The following is a 24,375-nucleotide window of genomic DNA, read 5'->3' as shown; positions in this document are numbered from 1 at the left end:
GTGAAGGGGGCACTTCATATAGCTCTTGCGGGGCTGATGGCTTTGACGCTGTCAGCCTGCGACGAACCTGTGAGCAGCCCCCGCCCCGAACAGCGCAAGGCTCCCCCAAGGGTCACTGCACCCAAGCTTGTGGAGCCGTCTGCCCGCTCCAAGGAATTGTCGGCCTACTACGCCCAAGTGCAGCGCAGTCTGCTGTCGCAAGGGCTAATGCGCACTGATGGGGGCGGCATTGATACACCGTTCTCCAAACGCCAACTGGTCAATAATTTCATCCAGATCGGTGTGTTCAACGAATTCACGTTGGTAAACGGGCTTTATACCAACGAACGCTCCGAAGGGCGCGTGCAACGCTGGGAAAAGCCGGTCAACATCTCCATGCAGTTTGGCCCCGCCGTGTCGCGCGATATCCGCGTGAAAGATCAAAAAACCGTTGCAGCCTATGCCCAGCGGTTGGCACGCGTGTCCGGCGCGCCGGTTGGTGTCACCCGCGGCAAGGGCAACTTCCACGTGGCGGTTCTGACCGTCGACGAAATCGAAGCTTTCGGCCCGGAGCTGATGCGCCTCATTCCCGGTTTGGACGCGGGCATTGCCTCGCAGATCACCAATATGCCAAAGCCGATCTATTGCGCCGTGTATGCGTTCTCCGACGCGTCGACGCCTGACAGCTTCCATTCCGCTGTGGCAATCGTGCGGGCGGAGCATCCCGATCTGCTGCGCCAAAGCTGCTATCACGAAGAAATCGCGCAAGGGCTTGGCCTGAGCAATGACAGCCCTGCCGCGCGGCCGTCGATCTTCAACGATGACGACGAATTCGCGCTGCTCACGCGGCATGACGAGATTCTGCTTCAAATTCTCTATGACGAGCGGCTTCCGCTCGGCTCCACCCCCGCTCAGGCCCGCCCCGTGATCGAAGTGATCGCGTCCGAGCTTCTGGGCGGCGAGAGCTAACCCAATAGACCATTCAGTGAGGACCACATGGGTATTTTTGATTTTCTGACCGGCGAGTTCATCGACGTCATACACTGGGTAGACCACACCCGCGACACGATGGTGTCCCGCTTCGAGCGGGAAGGACATGAGATCAAATACGGCGCCAAACTGACCGTGCGCGAAGGTCAGGCCGCCGTGTTTGTCCATGAGGGCCAACTGGCCGACGTGTTCACCCCCGGCCTCTACATGTTGGAAACCAACAACATGCCGATTATGACCACGCTCCAGCACTGGGATCACGGGTTCAAGTCACCGTTCAAGTCTGAAATTTACTTCGTCAACACCACCCGCTTCAACGACCTCAAATGGGGCACCAAGAACCCGATCATGCTGCGCGATCCAGAGTTCGGACCACTGCGCATCCGTGCGTTCGGCACCTACTCTGTTCGTGTCACTGATCCGGCCGTGTTCCTGCGCGAGATCGTCGGCACAGACGGTGAATTCACGATGGACGAGATTAGCTACCAAATCCGTAACATCATTGTTCAGGAATTCTCCCGAGCCATCGCATCATCGGGTATCCCTGCGCTGGACATGGCCGCGAATACCGGCGACCTTGGCAAGCTCATTGCCTCCGCCATTTCACCTATCGTGGCGCAATACGGGCTGACAATCCCCGAATTCTACATCGAAAACATCTCACTTCCGCCTGCCGTCGAAGCCGCGTTGGACAAGCGGTCCTCGATGGGCATCGCGGGCGATTTGGGCAAATTCACGCAGTACTCTGCCGCCGAAGCAATGACCGCAGCGGCGTCCAATACGGGTGCAGCAGGTGGCGGCATGGGCGCAGGCATCGGCGCGGGTCTGGGCATGGCAATGGCGGGCCAAATGGCTCATGCAGGTCCATGGGGTCAGGCCCCTCAAGCCCCGGCAGCCACGCAAGCGGCACCCCCGCCCCCGCCTCCGGTCGAGCATGTCTGGCACATCGCCGAGAAAGGCGAAACCAAAGGGCCGTTCTCCAAAGCTTCGATGGGACGCATGGCCGCCGATGGCACGCTGCAGCGCGACACGTTGGTCTGGACCGCAGGCCAGGACGGCTGGCTGCCCGCCGACGACGTGCAAGAGCTGGCACAGCTTTTCACGATCCTGCCGCCACCGCCGCCCCAAAGCTAAGCAATGCGGCGGAGCCGTACGTTGATACGCGCCGCCGTGAATTGTCTCATACCCACCCAGCCGAAGATGCGGACTTTCATACGTCATGAGCGATAACCCTCTCGACAAAACCGCCCCCGAGATTGAGCACAGGTTTCCTTGCGATACCTGTGGCTCCGACCTGCGCTTCGACCCCGAAGACAATGCGCTGAAATGCGATCATTGCGGCAATGTCGAGCCGATGCTCGAAGCGGTGCAATCCACCATTCGGGAACTGGATTTCCAGTCCGCAATGCGCGGCACACTCCAAGATTCCGAAATGGAAGAGACACGCGTCTCGAAATGCCCAAATTGCGGGGCACAGGTCGAGTTTGATCCGGCCAGCCACGCAACCGAATGCCCGTTTTGCGCCACGCCGGTTGTCACCGACACCGGCACACACCGTCACATTAAACCCCATGCCGTTTTGCCGTTCGAGATCGCGGAACGTGACGCACAGAAAGCGATGGTCGATTGGCTCGGAAGACGCTGGTTCGCGCCAAACGGCTTGCAGGAATACGCTAAAAAGGGTCGCAAGCTCGACGGCATCTATGTGCCCTACTGGACCTACGACGCGGACACCAAGACAAGTTACACTGGCCAGCGCGGCAAGATTTACTACGAAACCCGCACCGTCATGCGTGACGGCAAGCGCCACCAGCAGCGAGTGGCGAAAACCCATTGGTCAGCCGTGGGCGGGCGTGTGGCGCGGTTCTTTGACGACGTTCTGGTGTTGGCGTCGACCTCTTTGCCCAAAAGCTACACCGACGCGCTGGCCCCGTGGCAGCTGTCGCAATTGGCGCCTTACACTCCCGAATACCTGGCCGGGTTTCGTGCTGAAGGCTACACCGTTGATCTGGAACAAGGCTTCCTGGAGGCCCGCGCGCAAATGGACGCGATGATCACGCGCGACATCCGGTTCGACATCGGCGGCGACAAGCAACGCATCACATCGGCCAACACCACGGTCAAAGATGTGACTTTCAAACACATCCTGCTGCCTGTCTGGATGGCTGCCTATAAATATCGCGGGAAGACCTATCGCTTCGTGGTGAACGGACAAACCGGGACTGTTAAGGGCGAACGCCCATATTCTTCTGTAAAAATAGCCTTTGCTGTTATCATTGGCTTGCTCGTAGCCTTGGCTGTTGGTTATGGAATGGCTCTAAACCAATAGAAAGGTGTCTGCGATGATCCTATGCAGCGGCGAAGCTCTGATCGACATGTTGCCCCGCGTTACGGCCGAGGGCGAGTTGGCCTTCGCACCCTATGCTGGCGGTGCGGTCTTTAACACGGCCGTCGCCTTGGGGCGGCTCGGCGCGGCACCTGGTTTTTTCTGCGGCCTGTCAAAGGACTTGTTCGGAGAGTTGCTTGAAACCAAACTGACCGAGGCGGGCGTGACCTCAGATCTTGCCTTCCGCTCCACTCGGCCCACCACGCTGGCTTTCGTTCGACTGACGGACGGGCAGGCAAGCTACACTTTTTACGACGAGAACAGCGCCCTTCGGATGATGACCGAGGCCGACTTGCCAGCGCTGCCCGACACCGTATCAGCGCTGTTTTTCGGCGGCATCTCTTTGGTTGGTGAGCCGTGCGGTGGCGCCTACGAAGCACTGATGCGCCGCGAGTCCACAAACCGCGTCACGATGATCGACCCGAATATCCGCCCCTCTTTCATCACCGACCGCGCAGGCTACATTGCCCGCATCAAGGCGATGATGGCTATGGCCGATGTGGTAAAACTCAGTGACGAGGATATGCACTGGCTCGAAGGTGAAGGCGATCTTGCCAGTTTAGCGCAGGATCTGATTCAGCGCGGCACAAAGGTGGTCTTGATTACCGAAGGCGCCACAGGGGCCACTGGATACACTGCGACCCATTCGGTTTTTGTCCCCGCCAACAAGGTCGAGGTTGTGGACACGGTCGGTGCCGGAGACACGTTCAACGCCGGTTTCCTTGCGGGGCTGCAAAAGGCAGACGCACTGGATAAAGCGACCCTCGCCTCGCTGTCGGAAGAGACGTTGCGCGATGCGCTTTCGATGGGCATCCGCACCGCTGCGATCACCGTGTCGCGGGCTGGTGCAAACCCGCCTTGGGACTACGAACTTTGAGGGCACTGATCCAACGGGTCAGCCAAGCCTCCGTCGCCGTTGAAGGTGACATTATCGGCCAGACCGGTCCGGGTCTTTTGATCCTGATCTGCGCCATGGCGGGTGACGCGCCAGAGCAGACCGCCCGCATGGCCGCCAAAATTTCCAAACTGCGCATCTTCAAGGACGATGCAGGCAAGATGAACCGCTCGCTTTTGGATGTGGGTGGTTCGGCTCTGGTGGTAAGCCAGTTCACGCTTGCCGCCGATACGCGTAGCGGCAACCGTCCCGGGTTCTCAACCGCCGCGCCCCCCGATGAGGGTCGCGCGCTCTATGAGGCATTTGCCCAAGACCTGCGCGCGCTTGGTGTTGCGGTCGAAACCGGTGCGTTCGGTGCCGACATGGCCGTGAGTCTGACCAATGACGGCCCAGTCACAATCTGGCTGGATGACGCGCAATAGGCCCATTGGCGGCCCTGTATCAAACGCGTAGTCTCCGCCATGTGGAGGGTTTCAATATGACCAGCAGACGTCCGATCAACGGGCTTTCACATGTGCGCGGTGCGACGGATACACCGTTGCTAAACCTGACGATTCCGGCCCTTCTAGCGCGGACCGCCGCGCGCCTGCCCGATCACGAAGCTTGCATCTTTCCTAAGCAAAATATCAGGTGGAGCTATTCCAAATTCTCCAAGCAAGTTGACCGCCTCGCTGCGGGTTTGCTGGACCTCGGCCTTGGGAAAGGCGATCGCGTCGGCATCTGGTCCCCCAATCGCGTCGAATGGTTGCTGACCCAGTTTGCCACCGCCCGCATCGGGGCCATTCTGGTTTGCATCAACCCCGCCTACCGTCAGACCGAGCTGGCCTACGCGTTGGAAAAAGTGGGCTGCGCCGCGCTGATCACTGCGCAGAGCTTCAAGTCATCCAACTATCTCGAGATGATCCGCGCTCTGGATCCCAAGCCAAAATCCTTGCGCCATGTGATCGCCATGGGCGAGGCCCCGGAAGGGTTCTTGGCTTTCGACGACATTTTGTCAGATGACACCGCGCGGCTGGATGCGATTTCTGCAACGCTCGATGCCCATGACGCGATTAATATCCAATTCACCTCTGGCACGACTGGCAGCCCAAAAGGCGCGAGCCTGACCCACCACAACATTGTCAACAACGCCTATTTCACGACTGCCACCATGGCGTTTACCGAGGCTGACAGGCTGTGCATTCCCGTGCCGTTCTATCACTGTTTTGGGATGGTCATGGGCACGCTCGGATGTGTGGCGCACGGGGCGACGATGGTCGTTCCCGGCGAAGGGTTCGAGCCACGCGACACGCTGCAAGCGGTCCATGATGAAAAATGCACAGCGCTTTTCGGCGTGCCGACGATGTTCGTCACCGAAATGGCGTTGCCTGATTTCGACAACTTCGACTTAAGCCACCTGCGCACGGGGATCATGGCGGGCGCTCCCTGCCCGCGGGCAATCATGGAGCGGGTGCAGCGCGACATGCACATGACTGGTGTGACGATTGCCTATGGCATGACAGAAACTTCGCCCGTGTCATTTCAATCCGGCCTTGATGATCCGCTCGACAAGCGTGTCGGCACGGTCGGGCGCATCCACCCGCATGTGGAGGTGAAGATCATCGACGAAACGGGGGCCACAGTCCCCGTCGGCACGCAGGGCGAGTTGCTGACGCGTGGCTACTCCGTCATGCAAGGGTATTGGGGCGAAGACGAGAAAACCACCAGCGCCATTCGCGACGGCTGGATGCACACAGGCGATCTGGCGACGATGGATGACGAGGGCTATGCGATGATCACGGGACGGGTCAAAGACATGATCTGCCGCGGTGGCGAAAACATCTATCCCCGCGAGATCGAGGAGTTCTTGTTCACCCATCCTGCCGTGGCGCAGGTGCAGGTGTTCGGCATTCCCGATGAGACCTATGGGGAGGTCGTTTGCGCGTGGATCGTGACACATAAGGACGCCACCCCCGCCGCCGAGGATATCCTCGCCTTCTGCAAAGGGCAGATCGCCCACTACAAATTGCCGCTTCACATCCGCTTCAAGGACGAATTACCAATGACGGTGACGGGCAAACCGCAGAAATTCATCATGAGCGACACCATGATCGCCGAATTGGGCACACAGAAAAAGGCAGGCACCACATGAACAATCGCGAGCCGTTCGAAATCGGCGGCCACCAAATCGCTGCTGGTACGCGGGAAACGGTGAACCTGCCGATCTCGACCCTGTCGGACCACACACCTGTCACCATGTCGGTGCATGTCATCCATGGCAGGCGCCCCGGCCCCACGATGTTCGTCTCCGCCGGGATCCACGGGGACGAGGTGATCGGGGTCGAGATTTTGCGGCGGTTGCTGCGAACGAAATCCTTGGGTTCCCTGCGGGGAACTTTGCTGGTGGTCCCGATCGTCAACGCGTTCGGGTTTCATAACCACTCGCGCTACCTTCCTGATCGCCGGGACTTGAACCGTTGCTTCCCCGGCTCCCCAGCGGGGTCGCTGGCCTCGCGGTTGGCGCATGACTTCATGACCAATGTGGTGGAGCGGTGCAGCTTTGGCATCGACCTGCATTCCGCTGCAATCCACCGCACCAACCTACCGCAAATTCGCGTGTCCGGCACAGCCCCGGAGAAGATGAAACTGGCGCAAGCGTTCGGTGCGCCGGTCATTCTGACGTCTTCATTGCGCGAAGGCTCATTGCGTGCGGCAGCGCGTGAGCTTGGAATAGACGTCTTGCTCTACGAAGCGGGCGAAGGGCTGCGCTTTGACGAAATGTATGTGCGCGCCGGAGTTGCGGGCATCCTGCGGGTGATGGCCACCCGCGAGATGTTGCCGCGCAAAGCGGTGGCACCCGCCAAGGCCAGCTCGATCCTGTGCAAATCGTCCAAATGGGTCCGCGCGCCTGCGGGTGGTCTTTTGCGCGCGTTCAAAAGCGAAGGTGACGTGGTCAAAGACGGGGAGCTTCTGGCGGCTGTCTCCGATCCGTTTGGCGAGAACGAAGTGGAGCTGTTTGCGTCTTTCGATGGCATCATCGTTGGCCGCGCTGTGATGCCAATCGTCAACGAGGGCGACGCCATTTACCACATTGCCGAAGTCATCTCGAACTCCCGTGCGGAAACGGCGGTAGAGGATCTGTCGGCACAGCTGGAGGAAGACCCGCTGTTTGACGAGGACGAGATTATCTAACCGGTAAAAGACACGACGTGCATGGCGTTCGCCGCGCTGTCCATCACGACCCGCGCATTGGGTAGGTCGTTGGATTCAGCTTTGGTTAACGCATCGCTGTCCGAGTAGCCGTGGTCTCGCCAACGCTGCAACAGGCGTTCGCGCAATACCTCGAAGGGGACATCCAGAAAGATGCTCAAATCCCAGAACTGACGAAGTTGGTTCCATGGCGCATCATCAAGCAACAGGTAGTTGCCCTCCACGATGACTGTGTCAGTGTCTGCGGAAACTGATCCGCCACTGGGCACGACGCTGTCGCTGCTGCGGTCGAAGGTTGGATAGGCAACCTCCACAGGGTCCCGAAGGGCGCTGACCAGTTTCACAAACCCTAAAGCGTCGAACGTTGCGGGCGACCCTTTACGGGCCAGCAACCCGCGCGCCGATAGTGTGTCATTGTCTAAGTGAAAACCGTCCATAGGAACGACCGCCGCATTTGGCAGGACTTCGGCCAAGTGCTCGGCCAAGGTCGACTTTCCACCTGCCGGCGGGCCTGCAACAGCAATCAGCCGACGCCCGTGAGGCGCCGGCTGTGCAACAATCAAATCCTTGATCTGAGCTGTAAGGTCGTCGGTCATGCAGCCTCGGTTTGTGCAGGCGCCTCCTTGGCACCGGTCATGAACGCCACCGCGTCTGACATGGTGTAATCCTTTGGGTTGATCACGCACAAGCGTTTGCCGAGGCGGTGGACGTGGATGCGGTCGGCGACCTCGAACACATGCGGCATGTTGTGGCTGATCAGAATGATCGGGATGCCGCGCGACTTCACGTCCTGAATAAGTTCCAACACCTTCCGGCTTTCCTTAACACCCAAGGCGGCGGTTGGTTCGTCAAGAATGATCACCTTTGAGCCGAACGCTGCCGCACGGGCAACAGCCACGCCTTGGCGTTGACCACCAGACAAGGTTTCGACCGCTTGGTTGATGTTCTGGATCGTCATTAGCCCCAGTTCAGTCAGCTTGTCGCGGGCAAGACGCTCCATTTCTGCGCGATCCAACTGGCGGAGCCATTTGCCCATGAAGCCCGGTTTGCGCAACTCGCGCCCCATGAACATGTTGTCGGCAATCGACAGAGCGGGAGACATAGCGAGGGTCTGATACACCGTCTCGATTCCTGCTTCGCGGGCTTGGATGGGCGAAGTGAAACTGATTTTCTTGCCCTCCAGAAAAACCTCGCCTTCGTCCGGCACGACCGCACCAGAGACGGCTTTGATCAGTGAGGATTTACCTGCGCCGTTGTCACCGATCACCGCCAGAATTTCCCCCGGCATCAGATCAAAGTCGCAATGATCGAGGGCGGTCACTTTGCCGTAGCGTTTGACGAGACCGCGTCCTTTGAGAATAGGTTCCATTATGCTGCCACCTTTCTGATCCATTGGTCCACGGCCACAGCCGCAATGATAAGCACGCCGATCAGCAGATAGGTCCACTGCGCGTCCGCCCCCATGAGGCGCAGGCCGAGGGTGAACACCCCGACGATCAGCGCCCCGAAGAATGTCCCTAGGATCGAGCCGCGCCCGCCGAACAACGAGATGCCCCCGATCACCACGGCGGTGATCGATTCGATGTTGAGAAGCTGGCCAGAGGTTGGCGACACCGACCCGATGCGCCCGATCAAGGCCCAGCCTGCAAAGGCGCAGATCAGACCTGCAACTGCATAGACGGAAATGATCGTGCCTTTGACATTCACGCCCGACAGCTCTGCAGCTTCGGCGTCGTCGCCCACGGCGTAGACATGACGACCCCAAGCGGTGTGGCGCAAGACGTAGGCCAACAAGATCACAAGAAGCACCATGAACAACACGCCCACGGTAAAGACCGCGCCGCCAATATTAAACTTCGCGCCAAGGAATTGTAGCATCGCGGCGTTTTCTGCGATGTCTTGAGACCGGATCGTCTCGTTCGAGGAATAGAGGAAATTGGCGGCAAGCACGATTTGCCACATGCCCAATGTCACGATGAATGGCGGCAGCTTCATGGCCGCGATGAGCCAGCCGTTCACGGCGCCGATGGCTGTGCCGAAGATCAGGCCGCAAACGATGGCAAACTCCACCGGCAGGCCATAACGGAAGGTGAATTGCCCCATCACCACCGAGGAGATCACCGCGATGGCCCCGACGCTCAGGTCGATGCCCGCGGTCAGGATCACCAGCGACTGCGCGGCAGCGACGATGCCAACGATCTGCACCTGCTGCAAGATCAGCGTGAGCGCAAAGGGAGAAAAGAACTTGGAGCCGAGCAAAAGCCCGAACACCACAATCGATGCCACTAGGACGATCAGCGGCACAAGCGCCGGATTGACGTGTAGCAGGTGTTGGACAGTGCCTAGAAAGCCCCTGTTGGGTTGCTCGAACTTGGCGACCCCATCATTTGTTGTGTCTGCGCTGGACATCGTTCCCTCCCGTTGAAGACGAAGGGGCGGAATGCACCGCCCCTTGTTTTTTCATAGTCGTGCAGGCGTTAGCCCCAGCAAAGCTCCGTGCCTTTGGCGACGTCAATGCTTTCGACACCTTCGGCTGGTTTATCTGTGACCAGCGAAACGCCAGTGTCGAAGAAGTCCTTGCCCGGGGTCAGTGCTGGCTTGGTGCCGTCTTTGGCCCATGCGGCAATCGCCTCGACGCCTTTGGAGGCCATCAGCATCGGGTATTGCTGCGAGGTCGCACCGATGATGCCATCCTTGACGTTCTGGACGCCGGGGCAGCCGCCATCGACGGACACGATTAGCACGTCGTTCTCACGACCGAAGGCTTTCAGTGCCTCGTACGCGCCCGCTGCGGCAGGTTCGTTGATGGTATAGACGACGTTGATTTCAGGGTCTTTCGCAAGAAGGTTCTCCATCGCCTTGCGGCCACCTTCTTCGTTGCCAGACGTGATGTCATTGCCAACGATACGCGGATCGGTTTCGTCGCCCCATTTGTTAGGGTCACCCAGATCAATGCCGAAGCCTTGCAGGAAGCCCTGGTCACGCAGGACACCAACAGTTGGCTGGGAAACAGCGAGATCGAGCATGGCGATCTTAGCGTTTGCAGCGTCGTCGCCCAGTGTGGCGGCAGCCCATTTACCGATCAGCTCACCCGCGAGGAAGTTGTCGGTCGCGAAAGTTGCATCGGCCGCATCAATTGGGGAAAGCGGGGTGTCGAGTGCGATCACGACGAGGCCGGCATCACGGGCTTGCTTGACCGAGGCCACGATGGAGGATGTGTCGGATGGCGTTAACAGGATGCCTTTGGCGCCATCTGCTATGCAGGTCTCGATTGCAGCGACTTGCGTTTCGTGGTCGCCATCGACCTTACCTGCGAAGGATTTCAGCGTCATGCCAAGCTCTGCCGCTTTGGCTTCTGCGCCTTCCTTCATCTTGACAAAGAACGGGTTGGTGTCGGTTTTTGTGATCAGGCAAGCCGTGATTGCGTGGCCGTCAGCAAATGCCGCACCGGACAAAGTGGTCAGCGCGACAGCCGACGTAGCGAGTAATTTTTTCATGATGTCCTCCCAGACATGTTGTGGTCCGTCATACGGATCAGAACCCCGCCCTCCCGGCGGAACTAACGCTAAGAAACGCGATTCGTATCATTTCGTCAATAAATAAATAAACTTGATTTATTAATTCGGCATGTCATTGTTTTCATCAGTGGTGCTCTGTATAGGATCGCACTTATGGATGGATCGAAAGTCAGGTCACTGAGTGGCGGCGCGAACCAAAGCGGTTTACGCAACCATAACGAGCGCCTGCTTCTTTCCATGTTGCAGCGTGGCGGCGCTATGCCCGGAAGCGATCTTGCGCGGCTGGCCGGACTATCGCCGCAGACGGTTTCTGTCATTCTGCGAAAGCTAGAAAAGGACGGCCTGCTAATGCGCGGCACATCTGTGCGCGGCAAGGTCGGCAAGCCATCGGTGCCTATGGCGCTGGACCCTGACGGGGTGTTGTCGATTGGCGTTACAATCGGGCGGCGCAGTGCAAAGATCGTGTTGATGGATTTCACGGGTGTGATCCGCGCAGAGACGGCCACGACCTTCACCTATCCCCTGCCCGCCGAAATTTTCGCGTTCCTGAAGAACGGGTTCGCGGAGCTTACGGCCGGTCTCACCCCGGACCAACAGCAGCGCATGTGCGGGATCGGCGTCGCCGCCCCGTTCGAGCTATGGAACTGGCACGAGATGGTCGGTGCCACCGCCGAGGAATTTGCGCTTTGGAAAGGGATCAATTTCCAAGACGAAATCGCGGAGTTCAGCGACCTGCCCGTGCATGTGGTCAACGACGCGACTGCAGCATGTCGCGCAGAGCATGTCTATGGGCGGGGCAAGGAATTCCGCGATTACGCTTACTTCTTCGTCGCGGCGTTTGTCGGGGGCGGTATCGTCCTCAACCACTCTGTCTTCGAAGGGCATCAAGGGAATGCGGGCGCGTTGGGGTCACTTCGCAGCGTTGGCCCAAACGGGGAAAGCCGCCAGCTGATCGATATCGCTTCTATCCATTTGCTTGAGGCACGGCTCTCCGAAGTGGGATTGGACCCGAGCGGGCTATGGGCCAGCGACGACTGGAGTCCCTATGCGCGCTATGTCGAACCGTGGATCCGGCAGACCGCCCAAGAGCTTGCCAAAGCCGCGCTGTCGACTTGCGCTGTGATCGACTTCGAGGCGATCCTGATCGACGGTGGCCTACCTCCGGACGTCAAGGAAACGCTGGTAGAGCGAACACGCCGCTACCTTCTGAACCAAGACACGCGCGGGTTGATTCCGCCCCAAGTCGAGGCGGGGCAGATTGGCCGCAAAGCCCGCGAGATCGGTGCGGCCTGCGGCCCTATCTTCTCGCAATACATGCTCAACACCAATGCAGGTCTGGCGCTTTAAACGCACGGTTTCAATGCCCCCCTTTCATCGCGCGACAAACCTTATATCCTGCGCTGGAATTCGCACGACCCAAGGATGGCCCCATGTCACGCAGCATTGATCTCAACTCCGACCTTGGGGAAAGTTTTGGGCCGTGGAGCATGGGCGATGACGCGGCGATGTTGTCGATTGTCTCAAGCGCAAATATCGCCTGCGGCGGTCATGCCAGCGATCCCGAGACGATGTTCGAGACGCTGCAACTGGCAAATGAGAATGGCGTCAGCGTCGGCGCGCATCCGGGATATAATGACCGCGAAGGGTTCGGCCGTCGCGTCATCCCGATGACCCCAATTGAAATCGGTCGCATGGTTGCTGCGCAAATCGGCGCGCTTCAAGCGCTGGCCGCATTGGCCGGCACGAAGGTCGCCTATGTGAAGCCCCATGGCGCGCTTGGCAATCTGGCCGCGGCAGACCGCGATGTAGCGCGCGCGATTGTAGATGCGGTTCAGCAGGTGGATTGCGGCCTGTCGATCCTTGCAATCTCCGGCATGCAGCTGGAGCTAGCCGCCCGGGACGCAGGGGTTGAGGTCTATTCAGAAATTTTTGCCGACAGAGGGTATTTGTCGAACGGACAGCTGGTCCCGCGAGGGCAGGACGGGGCCATGATCCACGACGCGGACGAGGCGGCAGCACGCCTGATTAACTATCTGGAAACCGGGCTGATGCCGGTGCTGGACGGCGACCCGATCGCACTGGATGCGCAGTCCATCTGCGTGCATGGCGACAGCGCTGGCGCAGTGGACATGGCCCGCACCATCCTCGCGCGCCTGACCGACGCAGGGGTCACTGTCTCGCGCTTCATCCAGACATGACAGTGAACTTTAAACCTGTGGCCGATCATGCGGTGTTGGTCGAATTCGCAACCGAAATCAGCGACGAGGTAAACCGCACGGTCATCGCGTTGGATCATGCCATCACCAAGGCCCAAATCAAAGGGCTGCAAGAGGTGGTGCCCGCGCTGGTCAATCTTCTCGCAGTGTTTGACCCGCTTGAGACGGACCATACCGAGGTAGAAACCGCCATTCGCGCGCTGCTGCCGATAGCTCCTGCCCGAGACGATGACGCCGCGCACCATACGCTCGACATTTGCTATGACGAAGGGTTCGCCCCTGACCTTGATGCAGTGGCGCGCGCCTGTGACATGAGTACGGAGGCCGTGGTCAACGCTCATGTGTCGGCGCAATATCGGGTTGGCATGTATGGCTTTGCCCCGGGCTACGCCTACCTCGCGGGCGTGCCGGCGGAGATCCAAGTTCCGCGCAAAGCCGCGCCCGTGCGCGACATCCCCGCAGGAAGCGTGATGATCGCAGGGCCGCAATGTCTGGCCACGACCCTTGTCATGCCGACTGGCTGGTCCATCATCGGCCACACGCCAGCCAAGATCATGACCGGAGATCCGAACCGCCCGTTTCTGTTTGATGTGGGTGACACGGTGTCCTTCCGGCGCATAAGAAAAGACGCGTTATGAGCCGCGCGATCCTTCGTGTCATCCATGCCGGGCCGCTGGTCTCGATTCAGGATGGCGGACGCTTTGGGCATATGCGATTTGGTGTATCCGCCTCAGGCCCGATGGACCGCTCAGGCTTTGCGGTTGCCAATACAGCCCTAGGGCAGCGTGCGGGGGCAACCGGAATCGAGGTTTCGCTGGGGGGGCTGGTTCTGGAATGCCGACACGGCGCCGTCAGCATTGCCGTCGCGGGGGGCGGCTTCGCGGTGGATTTCGCTGGCACGAAATCAGGCTCCTGGACGGTGCAGACCTTGCATCAGGGGGAACGGCTCTCCATCCGAGGGGGCGCGTGGGGCAGTTGGGCATATCTTGCCTTCGCAGGCGATCTGAAGTCGCAAAACTGGCTCGGGCATAGCGCGACACATTCTATGTCAGGCTTTGGCGGCGGCGCGTTGAAGGCGGGGCAAGACCTTGAAATCGAGGACGCAGAAACCCGCGATGACAGGAGTGGGGACATCCCCTGCCCCGCGTTCGCAAAGCCGGACGGCACTGCCCGCGTTGTTATCGGCCCGCAGGACCAGCATTTCTCGCCCGTGTCTGTCGAGACGTTTTTGTCGACACCCTACAAGCTCACCGACGCGTTTGACCGGATGGGCGTGCGCTTGAGTGGGCCTGTGCTGGAGCTCTCAGAGGCTCTGTCGATCCCGTCAGAGCCGATTTTGCGCGGCTCCGTTCAAGTCTCTGGCGATGGGGTGCCTACGGTCCTGCTGGCCGATCACCAAACGACTGGTGGCTATCCAAAGATCGCGACCGTCATTTCTGCTGATCTGGACCGTCTGTCACAGATGCGCGCGCAAGGCACCATCCGCTTTGCTGCGATCACACCGGAGGAAGCAATTGCCGCAACCCGCGCCGAGGCCCAAGCCAAACGCGACTATCTTGCAGAACTTGCCAAGCCACGCCCCAGCCTGAGTGAACGCCTTCTCAGGGAAAACCTGATCGGGGGCGTTACAACAGGCGGGGAGGACTGAGCGCCCAGAATTCCAAGGCTCAGACCATGATTGTGTAGATGCCGAGGAAGATGATCGCCGACAACAGCGCCGCAGCCGGCACAGTGATAACCCAAGCCGCGATAATGGTCATGAAATGCGACCGGCGCACCAACTTGCGGCGGCGGCGTTCTTCAGGTGCCAAGATCAGACGGTCGGGCATTTCCATACGGGCCCGCTTGTAACGCCGCTCCGCATCCCATTCGCGGAAGAAGCCAACGCCGAACACGCCGCCCACAGCGATATGGGTGGAGCTGACAGGCAGGCCAAGCCAGCTTGCCACGATCACAGTGATCGCCGCTGACAGGGCGACGCAGTAAGCGCGCATCGGGTTCAGCTTGGTGATCTGGCTGCCGACCATGCGGATGAGCTTGGGCCCAAACAAGAACAGCCCGAAGGAAATACCAAAAGCTCCGATCACCATTACCCAGACAGGGATGCTGATGGCATGGGTGAAGTCGCCGGACTGGGACGCTTGCACGATGGCGGCCAACGGCCCCACGGCGTTCGCCACGTCGTTTGCGCCATGCGCAAAGCTCAGCAATGCTGCGGAGACGACCAGCGGGATGCCAAAAAGCACTTTCAGCGATTTGTTGCGGTTCTCCAGCCCCTCGGACTGTTTGCGGATGGTCGGGATCATGATCGCCCATGTCGCCACACCGAGTGCCGCGCCGATCATCAGGGCGGTTGCCATGTCGATCTTGATAAGCTTCTTCAGCCCTTTGAGCGCCAGATAGGCCGCAAATGCGCCCGCCATGATGCCGACCAAGACCGGCACCCATTTGCGCGCTGCCGCGATTTTGTCCTCTTGGTAGATGATGCGCGACTTTATGAGCCAAAGGAAACCGGCGGCAATCAGCCCGCCCAGTACCGGCGAGATCACCCAGCTGGCGGCAATCGCACCCATGGTGCCCCAGCTAACCGCAGCCAGACCGGCCGAGGCAATGCCTGCCCCCATCACGCCGCCCACAACAGAGTGCGTGGTAGACACAGGAGCGCCGACCCACGTGGCCAAATTCACCCAAAGCGCTGCTGACAATAGCGCGGACAGCATGGCCCACATAAAGGTCTGCGCATTGCCCATGCTTTCAGGCGCAATGATGCCTTTCGCGATGGTGGACACCACGTCCCCTCCCGCAATCAGCGCACCGGCACTTTCAAACACCACAGCAATCGCAATGGCACCGCCCATTGTTAGTGCGTTCGCACCAACCGCAGGGCCCATATTGTTGGCCACATCATTCGCGCCGATGTTCAAAGCCATATAGGCCCCGAAACATGCTGCGACAATTACGATGAGGGAGTTGTTGGCCTGTCCGAAGATCATTGCAGCCGCCAAACCGGCCAGAACGATAAAGACCAGCGCGATACTCGGGCCAACGATAGGCCGCGAGACATAGCTGGTTGCCATTTCCAAGTTGGAATAGCGCGCAAGATCACGATCCAAGGTTTCAAGGTGGCGTGGATCGCCCTTCGGTTGCTCTGACATGCTTGGTCCCCCAATTTTCTCCGCGCGAGTAGTCGCTCAAGTCAGCGACGAAAGCAACCGCGGCGGATAGGTTATTTGGGGCTTAGAAAAAGAGCTAGAAATCGCGCAACAGCGTTTGAAGCTCGCGTTCTTGGACAAGGTTGGCTGCATCAGATTGGCTGAACCATTTCAGGCGTCGTTCCCGAGCTTCGGGGAAATCTTTTTCCATCTCCTCGACCTCGACCGAATAAACCAGAGTCTCGACAGGCACGGGAAGCCCGCTTCGCATTCTTTTGTCATAGGTATAAGTGCCGATGGACTTTTCTTGCGCAGATCCTTCGGACACGCCCGCCTCTTCCCAAGCCTCTTGCATTGCGGCTTCGGGGGAGCTGAGCCCACGGATGGGCCACCCTTTGGGAATGATCCAACGTCCGGTATCGCGGCTGGTGATGAGCAACACCTCACGCCCATCGCCCGTCCCGCGATGGCACAGCGCGGCAACCTGAAGACGTTTGGGGCGTTGAAGCATCGGTGACAGGTAACTGTCCCAAAGCCCGCGAAGTGTTCGTGTCATGGAGAAACCGCTCAAATCATTTTTCTTATTGTTCAGAGCAACATAAGGGTTTTTCGAGAAATTGCAACTTGGGGCGCGCGTTCACGACCCTTGTACGGGCCGCGACCTTCGACCTACTGGGCGAAATGCCCCGTCCGCGTTCCGCGGCAATTACCCAGTCTGCTCTCCTTGCGCCAAGAAACCGGTCAGTGCCAGAAGGCATTGCGCAAGGCTTGAGGAGACTCCGGTGCGCACGTTAAAGCATTGGTTTTCAGAGATATAAATGGTGCCCAGGGGCGGATTTGAACCACCGACACGAGGATTTTCAATCCACTGCTCTACCCCTGAGCTACCCGGGCACCGGGTGTTCGCATAGGGTGTTTGCCTGCGAACGAGGGTCTATTTAGGCCAGCGTCTTCATGCTGTCCATAGCTTTATGCGTGAAAAGATCAATCCATCACGCACAAGTTGCTAATGAGGCTTCGAGCCGTCCCCGGCGGGACCACCGGCAGCGATCTCGCCGAGCTTCTTTTCCAACTCTTCCATAAGCTCGTCGTCATCAACGGGGTCTTCGCTCGGAATGGCATAGCCCCCCGTCATCCAACGTCCCAGATCGATGTCAGCACAGCGCTTGGAGCAAAACGGGCGGTACTTCTCAACCGTGTCTTTGGAGCAGATCGGGCAATTCATTGCGCCAGTCCTTTCGGGATGGGCAAACGCTCACGCTTGCGCTGCAGCTCGTAATGCCCCAGCGGCGTCCAGCCCACCAGTGAGGTCTCGATCAGGTCCGCTTTGAAAGCGCTGCGAAGCGAAAGTTCGAATTGCTTGCGGTCCTTTTTCGGCATCGGGGCAAGGTCCAGCGTGATCTGCCCGCCCAAACCTCGCAGCCGCAACGCGCGCGGTAGCGCCTTGGCGACAGCCAGATTGACCTTCAGCCCAGCGGCGGGCGAAAAGTCACCGCCTGTGTTTACGTCGACCGCGACAAGGGCACGTGTCGGCTCGATAAACATCGACCCTTGGCCCAGCGCAATTTCTTCTTGATCGAGCAATGCGAGCGCGTCCAACACACCGTGTTCCTCGAACCCTTGAACGGTTTCGTCGCCATGGGGCCATTCGCGCCACGCCAGATCATGCGGGCCGGGTGCATCCACCAAAAGCTCAGGCCCGCCCTCCAGATCGGCCAGAACGGCGTCGGCCAGGTCCAGCAGGCTGTCCGCCTCTTCGGCAATGTCGTCGGGGTCCAAGCCGACAGCACCTGTGCGCAAGATGACACCATGTCCGGCCTCTGGCGCGCGCGAACGGTGCAGCGCCTCCAGCAAAGTCTCGCGGAGATCATCGTCGCGAATCTGGCGCGACACGTTCATGCCCTTGGCGCCGGGCGTGACGATTACGCTGCGGCCTTTGAAGATCAACCGATCCGTGACAGGCACCGCCTTGTGGGGTTCCGCATAGCTTGTGACCTGCACCAACATCGTGGTGCCGGGCTTTAGCCCCGTGGCCCCGCGAAACAGCGCGGTTTGCCCGTCAGGCAAGGACATCATCATACCGCCCTGCCCTTTTAAGGGGCGTTCGGCAACGGCGCGGTAGATCGCACCTGGTGCAGGCGGAGCATTTTCGTCGGGGGCCAGCAACACGTCTTCAAGTTTGCCGTCCAACAGACGCGCGGCGGCTTCGCGCCCCGCCAACTCACCCAATACGATTAATGCACCCTTCATGGTCTCGCCTTATATCCTGCCGCTCTTAGCAAGTTCACCGCCTCGGCCACGGGCAACCCCATAACGCCGGTGTAGGAGCCTTGTATCCAGGGGATAAGCGCCCCCGCAGGCCCTTGGATGGCGTAGCCGCCAGCCTTGCCCTGCCAGTCATCTGTGGCCAGATAGCCGTTCAATTCTTCGTCCGAGAGGTTTTTCATTTTCACCGCCGTGACAACGTCAGCGGTCCATATCTGGTCGCCGCGCTTCACTGCCATTGCGGTGATCACGCGATGACGTCGGCCGGACAATGCCAGCAGGAATTGGGCCGCCTCGCCTGCATCGGCGGGTTTGCCCAGAATGCGCCGCCCAAGGGCGACGGTGGTATCTGCGCACAGTGCCACTTCATCGTCCGCCAGGACCAAAGCTTCCGCCTTGCTGCGGGCGATGCGGCGGCAATAGTCGCGCGGCTTCTCAGCCGGAAGCGGGTCTTCATTGATATCAGGGGGGCGGATGTCGTCAGGGATAATCCCCAAGGTCGCCAGAAGCTCCAGCCGCCTTGGCGAGCCGGAGCCGAGCACGAGCTTCAACCCGGGGACCCGGGTCATAGCGGTCACTTGAAGCGGTAGTTGATCCGACCCTTGGTCAGATCGTAGGGGGTCATCTCGACCTGCACCTTGTCGCCTGCCAGAACGCGGATGCGGTTCTTGCGCATCTTGCCTGCCGTGTGCGCGATGATCGTATGGCCGTTTTCCAGCTCGACCAGGAATGTCGCGTTAGGCAGGAGTTCCTTCACGACGCCGGGGAATTCGAGCAGTTCTTCCTTGGCCATGTTCACTCCGTTGTTATGCCCGCCAAGTTGCGGGCGTGGCACTAAATGCGCCGGGACTTGGGGGTTTTCAAGGGTTAAGTGCGCACAACCGCTGCGTCACGAAGGAATTCGTGGCGATTGGGCGACCAAAATCCTACTCAAAACCCATCTGACTGTGTGAATCGGGCTGCGAGGCGTCACAATGGCCTGAACTGCTTGTGAGGCATGTGCAACTTCCTGACGCTGGTTCATACCGCCGTTGGTTCGCCAAAACGCGCTAGAATACGGTCTTTGATCTGGTCGCGGGCCATGCGGTAGGAATTCAGCTTTTCTTCGCGCCCTTCGCCCAAGCCCGTCGGGTCAAGGATCGGCCAATATTCAACTTTAAGGTGATAAAGCCGCGTGAGTTCAAGCGCTTGCCGCTGCGATGCGGGGCTCAGGGCGACGATCAAATCGAAGCCCGACAGATCGTCTCCCCACTCCTGCATCTCTTCAAACGACCGGGTCCGGTGGCGCGACAACTCGACCCCCATCTCCGCGCAGACCGAGATGGTAAATCCGTCGATGTCTAGATCATTCTTAACTCCGGCAGACTGGATATAAATGTCGGTGCCGTAGAATTTCTTCATCATCCCTTCAGCCATGGGCGAGCGCACGGCGTTGTGGTCGCAGCAGAACAGAACTGATTGTGGATGATCCTCCCCCATCGCATCAGCCCCCGAAATGCAAAACGCAAATGAGGGTGAACAGGCGGCGGGCCGTGTCGGTGTCGACCTCGGCCTTGCCTTCAAGGCGATCCTCAAGGACGCGCGCGCCCTCGTTGTGGATGCCTCGTCGCGCCATGTCGATCGTTTCGATCTGGCTGGGCGGGAGCTTCTTGACCGCGTCGAAATAGCTTTCGCAAATCTGGAAATAGTCCTTCACGACTTGCCGGAATGGTCCAAGCGACAGATGGAATTCCGCCGCCTTATCGCCGCCTTCTGTGTGCAGGTCAAAGACCAGCCGACGTTCCCGAATGGACAGGTCCAGCTTATAGGGTCCATCCGGTGCACCGTCTTGTGGCAACTCAAATGAGTTGTCCTCCAACAAATCGAAGATCGCGACCTTTCGCTCCTGCTCGATCTCGGGCGTCGGCGTCGGCAGACCGCTATCGTCGATCGTTACTTCACAGAGTTTACTCATTGTTCATTCAACCTATTCAAACGGGCGCGGACAGAGAGGCCGTGGGCTTCCAGTCCTTCAGCCTTGGCCAGCGTTTCTGCGGCGGGGCCGATGGCCTTGAGGGCCTCGGGAGTCATCCGGGCAAGCGTGGTACGCTTGACGAAATCCATCACTGACAGCCCCGACGAGAATCGCGCAGAGCGGGCGGTGGGCAGCACATGGTTGGGGCCGCCAATATAGTCGCCAATAGCTTCTGGCGTGTAGGAGCCGATAAAAATCGCTCCGGCATGGCGCACACGCGCAGCAAGAACATCCGCATTTTCGCAAGCGATCTCAAGGTGTTCTGGGGCAATGCGATCAGACAACGCGACCGCTTCATCCATGTCGCGCACGACGACAATCGCCCCGAAGTCGCGCCAGCTTGGGCCCGCGATCTCACGCCGCTCCAGCGTTTCGAGACGGGTCTCCACCGCATTGGCGACAGCCAAGCCAAAGCCTGCGTCGTCGGTGATCAGAATGCTCTGTGCACTTTCGTCATGCTCGGCCTGAGACAGCAAATCTACGGCCACCCAGTCCGGATCGTTGTTCTTATCCGCAATGACCAAAATCTCGGATGGTCCTGCAATCATATCGATTCCGACACGACCGAAGACGCGGCGCTTTGCAGCGGCCACAAAAGCGTTGCCCGGGCCAGTGATTTTGTCGACCGGCGTGATCGTGTCGGTGCCGTAAGCCATCGCCGCAATCGCCTGCGCGCCGCCAATCCGGTAAACCGTGTCCACACCTGATAGACGTGCCGCCAGCAGCACCAATGGGTTGGCCACACCGTCGGGTGTGGGCGCACAAATCACCAACCGCTCAACCCCAGCGACCTGCGCAGGGATGGCGTTCATCAGTACGCTTGAGGGATAGCTCGCCAAGCCGCCCGGAACGTAAAGACCCGCCGCCTCGACAGGGGTCCAGCGCCAACCCAACATTTCGCCATGCGGGCCTTCCCAAGATTCGTCGCTTGGCAATTGGCGGTCGTGATAGGCTCGGATGCGTTCAGCGGCCAAGGCCAGAGCCGCGCGTTGGTCGGCAGGGACTTTCGCGATTTCGACGTCCATTTCCTCGCGCGAGAAGGCCATCGTTTCTGGCGTAAGGTCCATCCGGTCAAATTTGGAGGTCAACTCAATGACAGCTGCATCGCCGCGCGATTGCACGTCTGCAATAATTTCAGCCACCACCGCATCCACGTCGGGGCTGTCCTCGCGCTTCATGGTCAGAAGCTGGGCAAATTGAGTGTCGAAGTCAGCGTCAGCGCTGTTGAGAAACATTGGCATAACGCCTCCATACCGTGCAGGCGCAGAAGGCTCAACGATCCAAAGCGCGCACCATGAAGAAATCGTCGCAGGGCACGCCATCTACGATCACCGAGCGGGGGATCACGCCGGTCTGCTCAAAGCCGTTACGCAGGTAAAACCGCTGCGCGCGCAGGTTCTCGGACCAAACGAAAAGTTCAATCTGCAAGATACCCAAATCATGCGCGCGCTCAAAGACCGCGTCCATCAGCGCTTGCGCCACCCCCTGACCATGGAAATTCTGGCTCACATAGAATGGCCCCAGCAACGCGCGGTGACGTGCCATGGCAAAATCGTTCTGCGCGAGCCCAGCCAAGCCAATCAGCGTTTCGCCTGAAAATGCCCCCAGCATCTTGCCACTGCCCAGCATCCGCTCGGTGTCGAGCAAGGGGGTGTTGCGCACCTCATCAAGGGATCGCAAAAATGCCGTCGGAAAAGTGCTGACACCCTCGATGTGCAGCGCATGAAAAGCTTCAGCGTCTGCGCGGGTCAGCGCGCGGACACTCACTCTGGGTGCTGAGGCGCCTTGCGCGACGGAGCCACATAGGGGCGTGTCACATCTTGCAAGGTCACATTGATACACTCGACGTCCAACGCGATTGCACCGTCGCCTGCCAGTGTGAGTTCGAAACGCCCTGCCCCGTCCTCGCCCGGCTCCCAGGTGATCGAAAGCAGCGACAGAACCAGATCGGTGTTTGATCGGTCCAAGCCGCTCGAAGACACTTTCGACACATCGTCAAACGCCAACACAGCGCGGACGCGCTCGAAGTCGCGGCCGCGGCGTTCGGCAGCGGGCAGGTCTTCCCAGCGGAACCTGTTCAGCAAAAGCGCAAAGCGGCGCTGCGCGGGTTTCCACGACATCTCGGCGATCGGGAAAACCGCGTCTTGCGCCAGCGAGGAAATGACCGTGACGTCGCCCGCATCCTCCGCCGTCAGGCGCAAAGACCGCTCGGCACCGTCTTCAAAGCTGGCATCTTGGCTCATTCGGGCACCCGTTTGATCAAGGCACCAATACCGCCGAGCTTCTGTTCGATCCGCTCGTAACCGCGGTCCAGATGGTAGACACGACCAACGGTGGTTTCGCCTTCGGCGGCAAGACCAGCCAAAATGAGCGAGACCGAGGCGCGAAGGTCGGTCGCCATCACCTGCGCCCCCTTCATTTTACGAACACCCGTTACGGTGGCATGGCCACCTTGCACGTCAATCTGCGCACCCATGCGGATCAGTTCCGGGGCGTGCATGAAACGGTTCTCGAAAATCGTCTCGTGCAGTTGGGAGGTTCCGTCGGCAAGGCACAGCGCCGCCATCATCTGCGCCTGCAAATCTGTCGGGAAGCCGGGGAAAGGTTCGGTTTCCACGTCGACCGGCCGCAGACGGTCGCCAGCGGAGTGAGTAACTTTCAAGCCGCGCTCGGTGTCGGTGATGACAACACCTGTTGCCTCCAGCTTTTGGCAGAAAGCGTCTACCAGCTCGCGCCGGCCGCCAATCAATTCCACTTCACCGCCGGCAATGGCAGGGGCGATCATGAACGTGCCAAGCTCGATGCGGTCGGCAATGACCTCATGCGTCGCGCCGTGCAGGCGGTCGACACCTTCAATGGTAATCTCGGAGGTTCCGGCCCCAGTGATTTTCGCACCCATCGCGTTCAGGCATTTGCACAGATCCACGGTGTCAGGCTCGCGCGCAGCGTTCTTGATCACTGTCGTGCCTTTGGCCAGCGTCGCAGCGGTGATCGCGTTCTCGGTGCCGCCGACAGTGACAAACGGGAATTCGATAACGGCGCCGGTCAATCCGTTGGGCGCGGTGCAATGCACATAGCCCTCGTCGAGTGTGATTGTGGCGCCCAGTTTCTCCAGCGCCATCAGGTGCAAATCAACCTTGCGAGCGCCAATGGCACAGCCGCCCGGCAGCGACACCGTCGCTTCATGTTCCCGCGCGACCAGCGGTCCCAGCACGTTGAACGAAGCGCGCAGTTTGCGCACCATCTCGTAATCCGCTTTGCGGTTGGTGATCTTGCCTGCCGACAACACCATCACGTTGCCACCGTTCAGCAGCGCCACTTCGCAGCCTAGGGACTCCAGCAGCTCCGACAATGTCTTGATGTCCGAGAGGCGTGGCACATTGGTGAGCGTCAATGGCTCATCACTCAGCAGTGCCGCCGTCATCAGTTTCAGGCAGGTGTTCTTTGCCCCGGAGATCGTGATTTCCCCCTTCAACGGGCCGTTGCCCGTGACGATGATCTTATCCATGTTTTACTGCCCTTTTGTCTCGTTATTGCCCGCATCTGCGGGGGCTTTTCTGGCGCGTGCCTGCTGCTTCCTACGTCCCATATTGGCCTTTAGCGCAGCCTTCAACCGTGCCTCGCGCAATTGGGCGGGCGATTGCGGCTTCGATGGGCCTTTGGGGGAGGTATTGTCACTCATGGCACCGTCTTAACGCAGGGCCGCAAAAGGGTCCAGATTAGGGTTGCACCGAGGACAGTTTCGCCCTAATACCCCGCCCACACGCAAGT

28 protein-coding genes and 1 tRNA gene are annotated in these 24,375 nt (G+C 59.5%); 11 read left to right on the top strand and 18 right to left on the bottom strand.

The window, feature by feature from the left end; all coding sequences use genetic code 11:
• The 7 genes from BM352_RS08175 to BM352_RS08145 all read left to right on the top strand — a co-directional run bounded on the left by BM352_RS08175 (position 1) and on the right by BM352_RS08145 (position 7,421).
• On the top strand, positions 1 to 948 hold the full coding sequence (locus BM352_RS08175) for a DUF2927 domain-containing protein (protein ID WP_139229805.1): 948 nt from the start codon (positions 1 to 3) through the stop codon (positions 946 to 948).
• Between the two features lie 27 nt (positions 949 to 975).
• Positions 976 to 2,103 (top strand): SPFH domain-containing protein, encoded by a 1,128-nt coding sequence (locus BM352_RS08170; protein WP_090215017.1) that lies wholly within the window; start codon positions 976 to 978, stop codon positions 2,101 to 2,103.
• A gap of 85 nt (positions 2,104 to 2,188) precedes the next feature.
• Positions 2,189 to 3,298, top strand: a complete 1,110-nt coding sequence (locus BM352_RS08165; protein WP_090215013.1) for a TFIIB-type zinc ribbon-containing protein — start codon at positions 2,189 to 2,191, stop codon at positions 3,296 to 3,298.
• A 13-nt stretch (positions 3,299 to 3,311) separates the two neighbouring features.
• The gene (locus BM352_RS08160; protein ID WP_090215010.1) at positions 3,312 to 4,232 is read left to right on the top strand and encodes a carbohydrate kinase family protein; all 921 of its coding nucleotides are present in this window, start codon (positions 3,312 to 3,314) and stop codon (positions 4,230 to 4,232) included.
• Positions 4,229 to 4,672: a D-aminoacyl-tRNA deacylase gene (dtd, locus tag BM352_RS08155; protein WP_090215006.1), complete on the top strand. Its 444-nt coding sequence runs from the start codon at positions 4,229 to 4,231 to the stop codon at positions 4,670 to 4,672. Before BM352_RS08160 ends, dtd begins: the two co-directional genes overlap by 4 nt.
• A gap of 56 nt (positions 4,673 to 4,728) precedes the next feature.
• Entirely contained in the window at positions 4,729 to 6,381 is a 1,653-nt protein-coding gene (locus BM352_RS08150) for an AMP-binding protein (protein WP_090215001.1), read from the top strand.
• A complete protein-coding gene (locus BM352_RS08145) occupies positions 6,378 to 7,421 on the top strand; it encodes a succinylglutamate desuccinylase/aspartoacylase family protein (RefSeq protein WP_090214998.1) in 1,044 nt (347 codons plus the stop codon). The genes BM352_RS08150 and BM352_RS08145 overlap by 4 nt, the downstream gene beginning before the upstream one ends.
• On the opposite strand, the gene BM352_RS08140 is transcribed toward BM352_RS08145, so the two are convergent.
• The 4 genes from BM352_RS08140 to BM352_RS08125 form a co-directional block, all read right to left on the bottom strand.
• A complete protein-coding gene (locus BM352_RS08140; RefSeq protein WP_090214993.1) occupies positions 7,418 to 8,035 on the bottom strand; it encodes an AAA family ATPase in 618 nt (205 codons plus the stop codon). The two genes, BM352_RS08145 and BM352_RS08140, sit on opposite strands and share 4 nt — an antisense overlap.
• Positions 8,032 to 8,808, bottom strand: a complete 777-nt coding sequence (locus BM352_RS08135; protein ID WP_090214989.1) for an ATP-binding cassette domain-containing protein — start codon at positions 8,806 to 8,808, stop codon at positions 8,032 to 8,034. The genes BM352_RS08140 and BM352_RS08135 overlap by 4 nt, the downstream gene beginning before the upstream one ends.
• Complete coding sequence (locus BM352_RS08130; protein ID WP_090214985.1) at positions 8,808 to 9,848, bottom strand: ABC transporter permease; 1,041 nt, start codon at positions 9,846 to 9,848, stop codon at positions 8,808 to 8,810. The genes BM352_RS08135 and BM352_RS08130 overlap by 1 nt, the downstream gene beginning before the upstream one ends.
• A gap of 68 nt (positions 9,849 to 9,916) precedes the next feature.
• Positions 9,917 to 10,936: a sugar ABC transporter substrate-binding protein gene (locus tag BM352_RS08125; RefSeq protein WP_090214981.1), complete on the bottom strand. Its 1,020-nt coding sequence runs from the start codon at positions 10,934 to 10,936 to the stop codon at positions 9,917 to 9,919.
• Between the two features lie 174 nt (positions 10,937 to 11,110).
• Here BM352_RS08125 and BM352_RS08120 point away from each other — a divergent pair, with 174 nt between their 5' ends.
• From BM352_RS08120 to BM352_RS08105, 4 genes are all read left to right on the top strand, one after another.
• On the top strand, positions 11,111 to 12,304 hold the full coding sequence (locus BM352_RS08120; RefSeq protein ID WP_090214978.1) for an ROK family transcriptional regulator: 1,194 nt from the start codon (positions 11,111 to 11,113) through the stop codon (positions 12,302 to 12,304).
• Between the two features lie 83 nt (positions 12,305 to 12,387).
• Entirely contained in the window at positions 12,388 to 13,155 is a 768-nt protein-coding gene (locus BM352_RS08115; protein ID WP_090214974.1) for a LamB/YcsF family protein, read from the top strand.
• Positions 13,152 to 13,811: a 5-oxoprolinase subunit B family protein gene (locus tag BM352_RS08110; protein WP_090214970.1), complete on the top strand. Its 660-nt coding sequence runs from the start codon at positions 13,152 to 13,154 to the stop codon at positions 13,809 to 13,811. Before BM352_RS08115 ends, BM352_RS08110 begins: the two co-directional genes overlap by 4 nt.
• Positions 13,808 to 14,821 carry a 5-oxoprolinase subunit C family protein gene (locus BM352_RS08105; protein ID WP_090214966.1) on the top strand — a complete coding sequence of 338 codons (1,014 nt, stop codon included), beginning with the start codon at positions 13,808 to 13,810 and terminating at the stop codon, positions 14,819 to 14,821. Before BM352_RS08110 ends, BM352_RS08105 begins: the two co-directional genes overlap by 4 nt.
• A 19-nt stretch (positions 14,822 to 14,840) precedes the next feature.
• On the opposite strand, the gene BM352_RS08100 is transcribed toward BM352_RS08105, so the two are convergent.
• The 14 genes from BM352_RS08100 to BM352_RS18940 all read right to left on the bottom strand — a co-directional run bounded on the left by BM352_RS08100 (position 14,841) and on the right by BM352_RS18940 (position 24,286).
• Positions 14,841 to 16,328 (bottom strand): inorganic phosphate transporter, encoded by a 1,488-nt coding sequence (locus BM352_RS08100; protein ID WP_090214962.1) that lies wholly within the window; start codon positions 16,326 to 16,328, stop codon positions 14,841 to 14,843.
• 94 nt (positions 16,329 to 16,422) lie between these two features.
• The gene (locus tag BM352_RS08095; RefSeq protein WP_090214958.1) at positions 16,423 to 16,881 is read right to left on the bottom strand and encodes an NUDIX hydrolase; all 459 of its coding nucleotides are present in this window, start codon (positions 16,879 to 16,881) and stop codon (positions 16,423 to 16,425) included.
• A gap of 263 nt (positions 16,882 to 17,144) precedes the next feature.
• Positions 17,145 to 17,219, bottom strand: a tRNA-Phe gene (locus BM352_RS08090).
• A 112-nt stretch (positions 17,220 to 17,331) separates the two neighbouring features.
• Positions 17,332 to 17,550 carry a DNA gyrase inhibitor YacG gene (locus tag BM352_RS08085; protein WP_090214954.1) on the bottom strand — a complete coding sequence of 73 codons (219 nt, stop codon included), beginning with the start codon at positions 17,548 to 17,550 and terminating at the stop codon, positions 17,332 to 17,334.
• Positions 17,547 to 18,575, bottom strand: coding sequence for a ribonuclease E/G (locus tag BM352_RS08080; RefSeq protein WP_090214950.1), 1,029 nt, complete (start codon positions 18,573 to 18,575; stop codon positions 17,547 to 17,549). Before BM352_RS08080 ends, BM352_RS08085 begins: the two co-directional genes overlap by 4 nt.
• Positions 18,572 to 19,141 carry a Maf family protein gene (locus tag BM352_RS08075; protein WP_090219982.1) on the bottom strand — a complete coding sequence of 190 codons (570 nt, stop codon included), beginning with the start codon at positions 19,139 to 19,141 and terminating at the stop codon, positions 18,572 to 18,574. The genes BM352_RS08080 and BM352_RS08075 overlap by 4 nt, the downstream gene beginning before the upstream one ends.
• Positions 19,142 to 19,164: 23 nt before the next feature.
• Positions 19,165 to 19,383 (bottom strand): translation initiation factor IF-1, encoded by a 219-nt coding sequence (gene infA / locus BM352_RS08070; protein WP_008186030.1) that lies wholly within the window; start codon positions 19,381 to 19,383, stop codon positions 19,165 to 19,167.
• A 227-nt stretch (positions 19,384 to 19,610) separates the two neighbouring features.
• Complete coding sequence (locus tag BM352_RS08065) at positions 19,611 to 20,069, bottom strand: arsenate-mycothiol transferase ArsC (RefSeq protein ID WP_090214947.1); 459 nt, start codon at positions 20,067 to 20,069, stop codon at positions 19,611 to 19,613.
• A 4-nt stretch (positions 20,070 to 20,073) separates the two neighbouring features.
• Positions 20,074 to 20,544, bottom strand: coding sequence for a UPF0262 family protein (locus tag BM352_RS08060; RefSeq protein ID WP_090214942.1), 471 nt, complete (start codon positions 20,542 to 20,544; stop codon positions 20,074 to 20,076).
• Positions 20,541 to 21,845, bottom strand: coding sequence for a histidinol dehydrogenase (gene hisD, locus BM352_RS08055; RefSeq protein WP_090214939.1), 1,305 nt, complete (start codon positions 21,843 to 21,845; stop codon positions 20,541 to 20,543). The genes BM352_RS08060 and hisD overlap by 4 nt, the downstream gene beginning before the upstream one ends.
• Positions 21,846 to 21,876: 31 nt before the next feature.
• Positions 21,877 to 22,371 (bottom strand): GNAT family N-acetyltransferase, encoded by a 495-nt coding sequence (locus BM352_RS08050; protein ID WP_175500649.1) that lies wholly within the window; start codon positions 22,369 to 22,371, stop codon positions 21,877 to 21,879.
• On the bottom strand, positions 22,368 to 22,847 hold the full coding sequence (locus BM352_RS18945) for a DUF2948 family protein (RefSeq protein WP_090214936.1): 480 nt from the start codon (positions 22,845 to 22,847) through the stop codon (positions 22,368 to 22,370). Before BM352_RS18945 ends, BM352_RS08050 begins: the two co-directional genes overlap by 4 nt.
• Positions 22,844 to 24,112 (bottom strand): UDP-N-acetylglucosamine 1-carboxyvinyltransferase, encoded by a 1,269-nt coding sequence (murA, locus tag BM352_RS08040; protein WP_090214932.1) that lies wholly within the window; start codon positions 24,110 to 24,112, stop codon positions 22,844 to 22,846. The genes BM352_RS18945 and murA overlap by 4 nt, the downstream gene beginning before the upstream one ends.
• 3 nt (positions 24,113 to 24,115) lie before the next feature.
• Positions 24,116 to 24,286, bottom strand: coding sequence for a hypothetical protein (locus tag BM352_RS18940; protein ID WP_175500648.1), 171 nt, complete (start codon positions 24,284 to 24,286; stop codon positions 24,116 to 24,118).
• Positions 24,287 to 24,375: the final 89 nt, after the last annotated feature.

Origin of the sequence: Litoreibacter janthinus (assembly GCF_900111945.1) — a bacterium.
Taxonomy (GTDB): Bacteria; Pseudomonadota; Alphaproteobacteria; order Rhodobacterales; family Rhodobacteraceae; genus Litoreibacter; species Litoreibacter janthinus.
Note: the sequence above shows the minus strand (reverse complement) of the source record. Positions and strands in the feature narration are given on the sequence as shown.

Coding starts and splice junctions, on each gene's coding strand:
- BM352_RS08105 (WP_090214966.1), top strand. CDS start 13,808: ATGAGCCGCGCGATCCTTCGTGTCATCCATGCCGGGCCGCTGGTCTCG.
- BM352_RS18940 (WP_175500648.1), bottom strand. CDS start 24,286: ATGAGTGACAATACCTCCCCCAAAGGCCCATCGAAGCCGCAATCGCCC.
- BM352_RS08120 (WP_090214978.1), top strand. CDS start 11,111: ATGGATGGATCGAAAGTCAGGTCACTGAGTGGCGGCGCGAACCAAAGC.
- BM352_RS08170 (WP_090215017.1), top strand. CDS start 976: ATGGGTATTTTTGATTTTCTGACCGGCGAGTTCATCGACGTCATACAC.
- BM352_RS08165 (WP_090215013.1), top strand. CDS start 2,189: ATGAGCGATAACCCTCTCGACAAAACCGCCCCCGAGATTGAGCACAGG.
- BM352_RS08085 (WP_090214954.1), bottom strand. CDS start 17,550: ATGAATTGCCCGATCTGCTCCAAAGACACGGTTGAGAAGTACCGCCCG.
- BM352_RS08140 (WP_090214993.1), bottom strand. CDS start 8,035: ATGACCGACGACCTTACAGCTCAGATCAAGGATTTGATTGTTGCACAG.
- BM352_RS08115 (WP_090214974.1), top strand. CDS start 12,388: ATGTCACGCAGCATTGATCTCAACTCCGACCTTGGGGAAAGTTTTGGG.
- hisD (WP_090214939.1), bottom strand. CDS start 21,845: ATGCCAATGTTTCTCAACAGCGCTGACGCTGACTTCGACACTCAATTT.
- BM352_RS08125 (WP_090214981.1), bottom strand. CDS start 10,936: ATGAAAAAATTACTCGCTACGTCGGCTGTCGCGCTGACCACTTTGTCC.
- BM352_RS08160 (WP_090215010.1), top strand. CDS start 3,312: ATGATCCTATGCAGCGGCGAAGCTCTGATCGACATGTTGCCCCGCGTT.
- BM352_RS08095 (WP_090214958.1), bottom strand. CDS start 16,881: ATGACACGAACACTTCGCGGGCTTTGGGACAGTTACCTGTCACCGATG.
- BM352_RS08135 (WP_090214989.1), bottom strand. CDS start 8,808: ATGGAACCTATTCTCAAAGGACGCGGTCTCGTCAAACGCTACGGCAAA.
- murA (WP_090214932.1), bottom strand. CDS start 24,112: ATGGATAAGATCATCGTCACGGGCAACGGCCCGTTGAAGGGGGAAATC.
- BM352_RS08065 (WP_090214947.1), bottom strand. CDS start 20,069: ATGGGGGAGGATCATCCACAATCAGTTCTGTTCTGCTGCGACCACAAC.
- BM352_RS08110 (WP_090214970.1), top strand. CDS start 13,152: ATGACAGTGAACTTTAAACCTGTGGCCGATCATGCGGTGTTGGTCGAA.
- BM352_RS08145 (WP_090214998.1), top strand. CDS start 6,378: ATGAACAATCGCGAGCCGTTCGAAATCGGCGGCCACCAAATCGCTGCT.
- BM352_RS08080 (WP_090214950.1), bottom strand. CDS start 18,575: ATGAAGGGTGCATTAATCGTATTGGGTGAGTTGGCGGGGCGCGAAGCC.
- BM352_RS08150 (WP_090215001.1), top strand. CDS start 4,729: ATGACCAGCAGACGTCCGATCAACGGGCTTTCACATGTGCGCGGTGCG.
- BM352_RS08100 (WP_090214962.1), bottom strand. CDS start 16,328: ATGTCAGAGCAACCGAAGGGCGATCCACGCCACCTTGAAACCTTGGAT.
- BM352_RS08130 (WP_090214985.1), bottom strand. CDS start 9,848: ATGTCCAGCGCAGACACAACAAATGATGGGGTCGCCAAGTTCGAGCAA.
- infA (WP_008186030.1), bottom strand. CDS start 19,383: ATGGCCAAGGAAGAACTGCTCGAATTCCCCGGCGTCGTGAAGGAACTC.
- BM352_RS08060 (WP_090214942.1), bottom strand. CDS start 20,544: ATGAGTAAACTCTGTGAAGTAACGATCGACGATAGCGGTCTGCCGACG.
- BM352_RS18945 (WP_090214936.1), bottom strand. CDS start 22,847: ATGAGCCAAGATGCCAGCTTTGAAGACGGTGCCGAGCGGTCTTTGCGC.